General features: G+C 43.3%; 8 protein-coding genes and 1 tRNA gene. 2 read left to right on the plus strand and 7 right to left on the minus strand.

What is annotated here, in order from left to right; translation table 11 throughout:
- Window positions 1–47: 47 nt before the first annotated feature.
- A complete protein-coding gene (locus tag A3738_RS04180) occupies window positions 48–383 on the minus strand; it encodes a 4a-hydroxytetrahydrobiopterin dehydratase (protein ID WP_068500301.1) in 336 nt (111 codons plus the stop codon).
- Between the two features lie 50 nt (window positions 384–433).
- On the minus strand, window positions 434–1,945 hold the full coding sequence (locus A3738_RS04185) for a fumarate hydratase (RefSeq protein WP_068501934.1): 1,512 nt from the start codon (window positions 1,943–1,945) through the stop codon (window positions 434–436).
- 355 nt (window positions 1,946–2,300) lie between these two features.
- Here A3738_RS04185 and A3738_RS04190 point away from each other — a divergent pair, with 355 nt between their 5' ends.
- Entirely contained in the window at window positions 2,301–5,183 is a 2,883-nt protein-coding gene (locus tag A3738_RS04190; protein WP_068501931.1) for a hypothetical protein, read from the plus strand.
- A gap of 146 nt (window positions 5,184–5,329) precedes the next feature.
- Window positions 5,330–5,416 (plus strand) — tRNA-Leu (locus A3738_RS04195).
- 61 nt (window positions 5,417–5,477) lie between these two features.
- Here A3738_RS04195 and A3738_RS04200 read toward each other — a convergent pair.
- The 5 genes from A3738_RS04200 to A3738_RS30530 all read right to left on the minus strand — a co-directional run.
- Entirely contained in the window at window positions 5,478–6,215 is a 738-nt protein-coding gene (locus A3738_RS04200; protein WP_197472346.1) for a 3-deoxy-manno-octulosonate cytidylyltransferase, read from the minus strand.
- 5 nt (window positions 6,216–6,220) lie between these two features.
- Window positions 6,221–6,973: an SDR family NAD(P)-dependent oxidoreductase gene (locus A3738_RS04205; RefSeq protein WP_068477025.1), complete on the minus strand. Its 753-nt coding sequence runs from the start codon at window positions 6,971–6,973 to the stop codon at window positions 6,221–6,223.
- Window positions 6,974–6,994: 21 nt separating this feature from the next.
- Window positions 6,995–8,122, minus strand: coding sequence for a 3-dehydroquinate synthase (gene aroB, locus A3738_RS04210; RefSeq protein ID WP_197469324.1), 1,128 nt, complete (start codon window positions 8,120–8,122; stop codon window positions 6,995–6,997).
- A gap of 20 nt (window positions 8,123–8,142) precedes the next feature.
- Window positions 8,143–8,820, minus strand: coding sequence for a cytidylyltransferase domain-containing protein (locus A3738_RS04215; protein WP_068477028.1), 678 nt, complete (start codon window positions 8,818–8,820; stop codon window positions 8,143–8,145).
- Window positions 8,817–10,143: hypothetical protein (locus A3738_RS30530; RefSeq protein WP_082889961.1), on the minus strand; the 1,327-nt coding region annotated here is incomplete at its 5' end. The genes A3738_RS30530 and A3738_RS04215, both read right to left, overlap by 4 nt.

A 10,143-nucleotide genomic window follows, 5' to 3' on the forward strand; every position in this document is an offset into this window, starting at 1 on the left:
ACTTCAATTCCAATACAGTCGGCTTAAACCGAGCAGAGCAAACGCAACTATTGACCAAGCAACTCGCTCGTTCTTGCTGCACAGATAAAATCATTTCTATGCAGACCTCCAATTTTGTGAGACCACCACGTCACCGTTAAACACCCCCACTCCACAATAAGCCTAGGATGATGCCCAACCTGCTCAGCATAATCACCTATCGAATTGGCGAATTCTTGCGCTTTAACAAAATTTGATACTTTAAAAACACGATGAAGGCGATTTTGCCCCTCTTCATGAATGACTTCCCAACCATCAACTTCAGATAACAAGTCTTTGATCTCATTGTCAGAAAGACGAGGCGCGTCTGCACGACACGCCTCACAAGTTTCTTTACTTAACATATATACCTCCTATTGAGCATGACAAAACAATAGCAGTACGCATCAGGACCTTATACCGATTTGGCAGAAATGATCTTGTCATGCCATTCAACAGGCGCAGTCTGATGAACAGACGTACCCAATGCATCTACCGCAACAGAAACCGGCATATCGACAACGTCAAATTCGTATATCGCTTCCATACCTAGTTCAGGGAATGCGACCACCTCAGCGTTCTTAATAGCCTTAGAAACTAGGTACGCAGCGCCGCCCACGGCCATCAAATAAACTGATCCGAACTCTTTGATTGCGTCAATTGCTACTTGTCCGCGCTCTGCTTTACCAATCATTCCAAGCAAGCCTGTTTTCTCGAGCATCGTGTGCGTAAATTTATCCATACGCGTCGCAGTGGTCGGACCCGCTGGACCAACAACCTCATCACGAACAGGGTCAACCGGCCCGACGTAATAAATAAAGCGACCAGTTAGATCAACCGGCAGCTCTTCACCGCTGCTGATCATTTCAACCATCTTCTTATGCGCTGCATCACGACCCGTCAGCATTTTACCCGACAACAAAACTGTATCGCCCGGCTTAAGATCAGCAACCTCTTCTTTCGTGACGGCATTAAGGTTAATACGCTTCACATTTTCTCCAGCTTCCCACGTAATTTCTGGCCAATCATCAAGACTAGGCGGAGTTTGTAGCGCTGGACCAGAACCATCCAAAGTAAAGTGTGCGTGGCGAGTAGCAGCACAATTTGGAATCATCGCAACAGGCAATGAAGCCGCATGAGTCGGATAATCTTTAATCTTGATATCAAGAACGGTCGTCAAACCGCCAAGACCCTGTGCACCGATTCCTAGCTCATTAACACGATCCATAATCTCAAGACGAAGTTCTTCAATACGATTTTGTGGACCGCGCTCTCGCAACTCATGAATATCAATAGGATCCATCAATGACTCTTTCGCCATCACTGCGGCTTTCTCTGCCGTACCACCAATACCAATACCTAACATCCCCGGCGGACACCAACCTGCCCCCATTGTTGGTACAGTTTTAACGACCCAATCAGCAATGCTGTCAGAAGGATTAAGCATCACCATCTTAGATTTATTCTCAGAACCGCCACCCTTAGCCGCCACTTCTACATGAACTTTGTCACCTTCGACAATTTCGTAATGAATAACAGCAGGAGTATTGTCTTTAGTATTTTTACGCGCGCCAGCTGGGTCAGCCAAAATAGATGCACGAAGAACATTGTCTGGATGTGTATAAGCACGACGCACACCTTCGTTGATCATGTCACTCAAACTCATTTGAGCATCCCACTGAACATTCATACCTACTTTCACGAAGACCGTTACAATGCCAGTGTCTTGACAGATTGGACGCTTACCTTCAGCACACATGCGCGAATTAATAAGAATCTGAGCCATAGCATCTTTAGCAGCCTGCGACTCTTCACGTAAATACGCTTCGTGAACCGCCTTGATAAAATCTGCTGGGTGGTAATAAGAAATAAACTGCAGCGCGTCTGCAACACTCTCGATCAAGTCATCTTGGCGAATCGTAGTCATATCCGTCTCTTAATTCTTTTTGCTGGGAGGGTTAAATGCGCGTGCGTTACGGCACAACACAAATTTGTGGCACGAAATTGTACTCTCAAACCCAATTTCTTTGTAGTCCGAATAAATAGCGTTCAAAAACATTGGGCATAGGTCTAAAAAATAGTTAACAAGCCATTGAACCATAGGGAAAAACTCGACATCAAAAAGATATGGTCTAACGTTAAGGGATATACGAATAGAAAGTGTATTCGAAGAGCGATATTTCATCGTCACAAATTAGAACAATTAATGTCTTTTTCATAACACGACTTACGTGTAGAAAAGCGCCAAGAAATAACAGCAATCTTAGGTGAAGGTCCTAACTATGTTGAAGAAAACTCTATTAAGTGCCGCAGTTGCCTCGTCATTCGCACTGAGCGGCTGTCTTGACGACTCCCCATCAACAACCGAAAACGCAGGGTCAGTTACAAACCCTCCTGTAGCCAATGGTGTATTTCCAATTTTCTCGCCATCGGAAGCAAAGTTCCCTGTCCCTAACGATTTATTGTATTCATCTGAAACCGCAGGCGATGGCACATTTGTGGACCTAGGCGTCCCAAATCCTCTACCACCTTATTCTGCCTCAGAATACAATCCAGTAACGGCAGCTCTAGGCGGATTGAGCGGTGCATCTACAGTAGCGCCAATTGATATCGCAATGAGTGGTTTAATTGATCCTGCAAGCCTTAAAGGCCAAAGCGATGGAGCAGAACAAAACGTATTTCTGATTGCTCTAGAGTACGCAAGCGGTTCGCCAGTCCAAGGTTTATCAATCGGAGAGCCTCCACAAGCCGCATCTTCGCAACCAACATTCGAGATCGAACATAAGGTATTGGACGGAAACTCAACCATCCGTATCAATCCTACTTCAGTACTTGAGCCACTTACTCGGTACATCGTTGTAGTAAAGAATACGATTACTGATCAAGCAGGCGAATCAATCATTAAATCTCCAGGTGCTGCAGGTTACGAAGCTTTGACAGACGAAACCAACCCGCTTTCTGGCTCATTGGCGGCATTACAACCAGTCCAAGCGCTAATCAATGGTTTATGGGAACCTATCGCGATCGCGGGCATCCCTGTAATAGATAGCGATGCAGATATTGCGCTGACATACAGCTTTACCACATCTGGGGATGAAAAAGTTTTAAATTATATCGCTGAACCTAATTTATGGTTCAACGACCAGATCACTCGTTTTGTTGGCGTTAGCACAGCGACAGCGATCGTGACTGATCAGACAGATCTAAATATGGACGGAAAAGTTGACTACACCGACGTCAACCTTGCTACACAAGGTGCTCTTGCAGCATTCCCAATAAACCCTAGCGACCCAACAGACACAACAGTTGCTGACGCTCTGGCGCCATTACAAGCAGGATTTGGCCTTCTCCCAGCACCTTGCCCTGGATTAACACCTGACGGAACAAATGGCGTAGCTTATATAAACTGTATCAGCGGTGCTCTAGTTGCCCTTCCATCAGGAGTAGGCGGATTCGCAGACCTATTGCCTACACCTAAAGCAGCTGAGATTGACTTTACGGGCTCTACACCGGTCACACACCCTGGTTACGCAAACGTCTCGATTGTACAAGGCACAATGAAAGTTCCATACTACTCTAGACCTCCCGCTGACATCGGCGCACCAAACGAAGGGGAGAATATTGCCCTCGGTACAGGCGCGCCAATCAAATACTTAAGCTGGGAAGCAGATAATGTTTTAGCCACGGCGATCAACACTGCATTCCAAGACATCGGCTTAGTCCTGCCACAAGCAGATCCTGCTATAACAACAGCTGTGAACTACATATTCCCATTCCCTAAGAAACAGGATGCCGATGTAACAACGCCTGCAGATTACTCAACTCCAGCGACCGTGGCATCTACCGTAGAGGATATGACTATACCTATTACCATTGCTTATCCTAATGGCATCACTGGTGCGAACGTAACACCAATGAAAACTATGATAATGGGACACGGCCTAGGTGGAAGTCGCAGCATTGCTCTCGGCGCAACGGGATCTGGACTCGTAGCTTCAGCTGACACGGCAACAGTTGGAACACTTGGTTTCGCGGCCTTTGACTTGGCTGTCGTTGCGATTGATCAGCCTCTGCACGGCTTAAAAAGTGATGCAATGGTTGACCCAGACAACGACTCATCGACGGACAATGACGTAACAGTACTAACTAAAACTGACTCTGAAAGACATTTTGGATATGCTGACGCAGGCTCAGGCCTACCACCCAAAGAGCTGACAGAAGAAGATAACACCTCTCTACTGTTCGTAAATGTAGAAAGCTTTCTTACTACACGAGACAATAATCGCCAAAATGCTCTCGACCTAATGGCTCTTCGTAAGGCTATTGGAGGCATTGATCTGACAGGAATGAGCGGCTCAGGAACAGATTTAGACGGCTCAGACGTGTACTATCAAGGCTACTCATTAGGCACAATTAGTGCTCAAGCTACTGTCGCTGTAGCAAATGGTACGGTCGATACCAATGACGACTTTAAGTCTGCTTTTTTCTCAACTCCTGGCGGTGGTATTGCACGCTTCTTTGAAAGCTCACCCGCTTTTGCTGGCAACATTGTTGATGGACTCGCTGCTGCCGGTTTAACTTCTGATACAGCAAACTATCAAGCGTTTTTAAACACGATTCAAGCTTCTGTAGATGCTTTTGATGCAATCAATTTCGTTGGAGACTATGAAGCGCAAGGTACAAAAGTCCTATATTACACAGCTTCAAACGACCAAGTAATTCCCGTTTCGCAAGTGCCTGGTAGGACTCTTCAAACTCCGGCGGGGACAATTGCTGCAAGTGAAATTAACGCATCGGTCTCTTATCTTTCTGGTGCAGAGCCGTTACTAATTGAAGCAAATATCGTTCAAGCTGATGGGGCAACTGATTTCGATGCGAATAACTTTGCAATCGAGGATCCAGGAGCAGTTACTGTAAATCGAAATGTAATTCGCTTTAAACCTGGAGCGGGGTCTCATGGCGGCCCATGTCCTGTGATAGATGACGAAGCCGCCACATTGGCAAGAGCAACAGAGTTCGGAGGCTATGCTCTAGGCATGCTGAACCCTACTGGCGGCGGCACAATAATTCAAGTGTCGAGTACTACCGTTAGCGATGCTATTGATGCCGCGCCAATTGAGCCATTTTTCATCGATGCTCTTCAGTGTTCTCCAGCTTCCTCATAATCGCCGGATAGCTCTCTAAAAAAACCTCGCTCTGCGGGGTTTTTCTTTTTTTATAGATAACAAATATTCCAATGATAATTATTTGCTGCAAATCGCAGCAAACATATTGACCCTAAAAAGCGAATGCGTATAATGCGCCCTACTTCGCCAGTGTGATGAAATTGGTAGACATGTCGGATTCAAAATCCGATGCCTTCACGGGCGTGGCGGTTCGAGTCCGCCCACTGGTACCAAGTTATAAAAAAGCCCGATTAGCATATGCCAATCGGGCTTTTTTATTTCTAACACCTAAGTCTATTGACTTAAAAATCGCTCCACTTTCTTTATGTCGTCTGGCACGTCGACAGCAATTGAATCAGCAGTAGTCTCTGTCATTTTAAGCTTATAACCAAGATCGACGAACCTTAGTAATTCCACGTCCTCAAATTGCTCATTAATTGTTTTTCCTAAGCAACCCTGCTCTGCAAAAACCTTTAACGCTTGCTTGGTAAAACCATACACAGGAATTTGTTGACGATAAACAGACTCTACACCTTTCACATTAGAAAATGGCACAGGAAGTCTCGACATATACATCAATTCGTCTAAAGCATTAACAACTACTTTTACTATCGTATTGCTTTGTATTTCTTTTTGATCAGAAATGATCTTGTAAAGGTTATATGCAATATATGAATCGCCATGTTTTTTGTATTGCTCGACCAACTGATCAACCACAACTGGATCTATAACAGGCTCATCACCTTGAATGTTGATGTAAAAATCATAATCAAGCATTTCGGCTACTTCAGCTATGCGATCAGTGCCTGTAAGGCAAGAATCACTAGTCATCACAACAGGAATATTTTCAGATCGGCAGTATTGTTCAATACGCTCATCTTCAGTCGCAACAACAACCTCATCCAAACTATCCGAGAGCATAGCCCGCTGACAGGTCCGTTTAATCATCGGTACACCAGCGATACTTACTAGGGGCTTACCCTCAAACCTTGTTGATTTATAGCGAGCCGGAAGAACACCTAATATACGCATAATTTTTACCAAGCACTCCATCCGCCATCAACATTCAATACCTCACCCGTTACATAATCGGAAAGAGACGAAGCCAGATAGACACATGCATTTGCGATGTCTTTAGATTGTCCCCAGCGACCTTTAGGTGTTCGATCTAATGTAAATTGATATAGATCAGTCTTCTTCTTGAAATTATCGGTATAAGACGTTTCGCAGAAGCCAGGAGCAACAACATTTACATTAATTCCAAATTCAGCCCACTCAAGCGCCAAGGATTTCGTCAAACTAATAATTCCACCCTTGGATGCTGCGTATCCACTTAATTCAGGTAAACCAAGCGTACCAACAATGGAGGCCATATTGATGATTCTCCCTGATCTCTGCTTCAACATATGCTTGCCAAAGGCCTGACACATTAAAAACGTACTACCAAGATTTACATCCATGACATTACGCCATTCATCGTATGCAATCTCAATAAATGGCTTTCTAAATCGCATTCCAGCGTTATTTATTAGAACATCTATTTGACCATACTTTTCGAACACTGCATCAGCGAAAGCATTCACTTCATCAACACTTGAAACATCACCGTAAAACGTAAATAAATGCTTTGAGTTCTCGCCAGCTGAAGCGCTGAGATTTAAAAGGTCTGCTTCAGTACGCGTAATCGCTGCGACCTTACAACCTAATTCAAGAAAACGAAGTACTGTCTCAAAACCGATACCTTTACCAGCACCAGAAACAACAACCACTTTACCCTTTAAATCATCCAAAACCTGTTCCTTTAAAAACTTTTATCTAATGACATGATCAAAAGCTTCATCAATATAGCTAGTTGGCACATCACTATATACCTCAGCCTTACCAAAGCTATTAACTAAGATTAGCCTCAAGGCATTGTCTTTTCGTTTCTTGTCTTTGTGCACGTTCTTTTTGCATAACGCTCTCAACGCGTCTCTATCAAAGTCATACGCTGCAGAATCCACATATGTTGGCAATTCATATAGTTCAAGCAAATGAGCAATCTGCCGATAAATACCTTGATCTAAATCTAAATATCTCTCCGCTATATAAGCCACAGCCATGATACCTATCGCGACACCTTCTCCGTGTCGATATAGTTCTTTAGCATGACGTTCTGTCGAGATCTCAATAGAATGCCCAAGCGTGTGACCATAGTTTAAAAGCAATCTTCGGCCACCCTCTCGGGTATCACCTTTAACATGGGCAATTTTTATTTCTAGTGTTCTAGAGATAAATTCAACAACATAAGACTGCTCGCGATTGTAGATCTGCGCATGATTTGAAACGAGAAAGTCACAAAAATGTTTATCAGCAATCAATCCGCATTTAATCACTTCTGCAATACCAGAGAGGTAATCACGCTTAGGCAGGGTGTCTACAAAATCAAGGTCAATGAGATTCATCAATGGGTGATAATAGTTACCGATGGCATTGATTGTTCTTCGAAAGTTGATCGCAACTTTACCGCCAACGCTGCTATCAACCATTGCCATGAGAGATGTAGGTATATGAACCAGATTCATTCCTCTAAGCCAAGTACTTGCTACAAAACCTGCTAAATCTCCAATTACACCGCCACCCAAGGCTACCAATGTAGCATCACGTGGGAAGTTATTTTCTTCCATGATTCCATAAATCTTCATTACCTCATTGATACTTTTATTACCTTTACCAGCATCCATAAAATAATGAAAAACAACGAACCCATGTGACTCCAAGTTTTTTGAAAGGCGACTTACAGCCGAGTCTTTGAAAAATGAGTCTGCAACGATTAACACCTGTTTGTTGTTAGTTTTTTCAGCTAAGAGCTCTGGAAATAATTCAAGCAAACCTCGTCCGATATTGATCGGGTAGCTTTGTCCATCAAATTCAACGTTGAGAGTTTTTATAATACTCATGTATGGATCAGCCTTTGACATCAAGATAGGTTTGAAAACATGCCAGAGTTAACAATCAGTTCAGCAATTTCAAAATCTTCATCTTCAATCAGATCATGACCTTCAAAGTGATTAACATTATGAATATATGCTTTGCCGCCAACCCGCTTTCGTTCTTTTTCAAATATTGACCGCGTAAAGACATAGAGCGAAGACTGCTCAAGAATAACTGGCTCTATGTCTTTTAATTGAGGTGTTGGTAAATCCAATGAATAGTTAAGTGGACGGCCCTTGTGCCAACAAAACTTCTTAAATGTGTGTGCAGTAAATGCTGAATCAGCCCTGCCCTCAACAACCTCTTGAATGCATGTTTCAATCGATTCAAGCTGAATAAATGGGCTATTCGGGTGCATTAGAACAAATACATCAGCATCTGAAAGCTTGAGAAACTCCTCGATAATTTGTTCAATCGAGATACCATTATCATCTAAAAATTTAGGTCGCTTAATGATCGAATATGAAGGCCCTTCTATGTATTCTTCAATCTCATTACTTGACGAAAAAATAACACTCTCAGCTATTAGCTCACTGCTCGCAAGAACATTAAGGCTATAATTAATAAGCGGTAGCCCGCCTAACTTTTTGGTAGCACGATTAACCGGTGCACCGGTTTGAGAGTGATACCCCATCCAAAAAGGGATAAAAGCAACAACCTTCATAAGCGTTCGCAATCCTCAGCAATTAGATCAGAACGTAAACGAGAAAGAGCCTCATCCCAAGTTCCAAACATTTTCTTGTAGTACATACGCGATTTAGGATAAAAGCCTGACACATGTTTTTCAGCCATAAACCAACGAATGTTTTCGATCGCCAATGTGAGCACAGGAACTCCGCAAGCTCCTGCAAGCTCGCTCATCGCTGTGGAAACAGACACCACCGAATCTAATTGAGAGATGATATGAGCTAGTGATGCCTGATCATCTTTCAAGTCAATGCCATAGAGCTCTATTAACTCTAGCCCTTCAGATCTAAAAGCCTCACGTTCTTCATCGCTGAGCCCATACTGAAGACTGATAAATGTCGCTTCAATACCTGATAACATCTGCGCAAATTCCTGCGCAGTGCAATACCACTCGTTTCTCTCTTTCAGAATTTTGATGCTTCGCCAACATAACCCTATGATTGGTTTTGAACTGTCTTTTACAGGAAGATCAGACTGATCACCTTCATAAGAAAAAAAGCCGTCTTCGAGAAGTTTCGAGTCATATAAGCCATCACTATATCGCAAGCCTAAACTACCAACGCAAAGACAAAATTCAGGCGATACATCATGCAAAATTTCCGGAGTTAACGATTCAGTCGCCAAACACTCAACATCTGGGTACATGTGCTGAATAACTGGGTAAAGCCTCGCATCATAAATAATTGAGACCTTCTTAGCCTCCGCCACCAATCGTTTTATGAAATACGCATAACGAATCTGATCACCTAATCCTTGCTCTGCATAAACCAATACATGCTTATTCTTTAGATCAGAAGCTCCATCCCAATAACACGCACCGTTAGACTCACAATACTGCTTCAGCCACAAAGCAACGGGACGATTTTCATATAATTCAAATGCACGATCCCAATCTCCAATGCTGAAACACAACAACGAAAGTGAAAATTTTGAAGGTTCATGCCCTTGCGCTATTAAATTACTAAACAGTCTGTCAGCCTCGACCTTTCTATTTGTTTTGTCGTAAACCTGAGCTCTGTAATATTGCGTCATAACCTGATCTGGATTAATCAGTTCGGCTTTTTCAATCAACGCTTCGGCTTCATCGTAATCATATAAACTGTAGCGACAGACAGACTTTCTGATAAGTACTTCATAACCAACACCGAACGCATCAATATAACGCTCAATGACCTCCTCAGATGCTTCCCAACGTTCCAACTGTTGAAGAACAAGCGCAGCATTCATTAACGACTCACGATCATTTTGGTCAAGTTCAAATGCCTTGACGTAATGCTGAGTCGCGAGATCTAACTCGCTG

Source organism: Oleiphilus sp. HI0066 (assembly GCF_001635725.1).

Coding starts and splice junctions, on each gene's coding strand:
- A3738_RS04180 (WP_068500301.1), bottom strand. CDS start 383: ATGTTAAGTAAAGAAACTTGTGAGGCGTGTCGTGCAGACGCGCCTCGT.
- A3738_RS04185 (WP_068501934.1), bottom strand. CDS start 1,945: ATGACTACGATTCGCCAAGATGACTTGATCGAGAGTGTTGCAGACGCG.
- A3738_RS04190 (WP_068501931.1), top strand. CDS start 2,301: ATGTTGAAGAAAACTCTATTAAGTGCCGCAGTTGCCTCGTCATTCGCA.
- aroB (WP_197469324.1), bottom strand. CDS start 8,122: ATGAGTATTATAAAAACTCTCAACGTTGAATTTGATGGACAAAGCTAC.
- A3738_RS04215 (WP_068477028.1), bottom strand. CDS start 8,820: ATGAAGGTTGTTGCTTTTATCCCTTTTTGGATGGGGTATCACTCTCAA.
- A3738_RS04200 (WP_197472346.1), bottom strand. CDS start 6,215: ATGCGTATATTAGGTGTTCTTCCGGCTCGCTATAAATCAACAAGGTTT.